Annotated in this window: 1 protein-coding gene; it reads right to left on the minus strand. The window is 59.7% G+C overall.

Annotated features, from left to right (window positions below; genetic code table 11):
* Nucleotides 1-117 precede the first annotated feature (117 nt).
* Nucleotides 118-305 (minus strand): hypothetical protein (locus EN850_RS36965; protein ID WP_210238086.1); only part of this gene is annotated, 188 nt, incomplete at its 5' end.

A 305-nucleotide genomic window follows, 5' to 3' on the forward strand; every position in this document is an offset into this window, starting at 1 on the left:
GAAGCAGATACCTACGGCGCTGTTCATCGGAGTAAGCGTCATCCTCATGCTTGCGATAGGGGCGACGCAGCTGTGAGCGATCATTTCGGCCTGACTGCGCTGATGCTTCAGCTGTTCTCATCTTCGTCCTCTTCGGCGCGCCAAATCGTCCATTGATGATGATGTGCATTTCGAAAATGCTGGAACCTGAAGCTGCCCGCGCGCGTTCGCCTGTCCGGCGTGCCGGGCGCGACCCGCATCGTCTATGGCGGCAACGGCCACCTGATGATGGCCGAGCAGGCCGAGCATATCGAGCTCAACGGGCT

Origin of the sequence: Mesorhizobium sp. M8A.F.Ca.ET.207.01.1.1 (assembly GCF_004794715.1) — a bacterium.
Classification (GTDB): Bacteria; Pseudomonadota; Alphaproteobacteria; order Rhizobiales; family Rhizobiaceae; genus Mesorhizobium.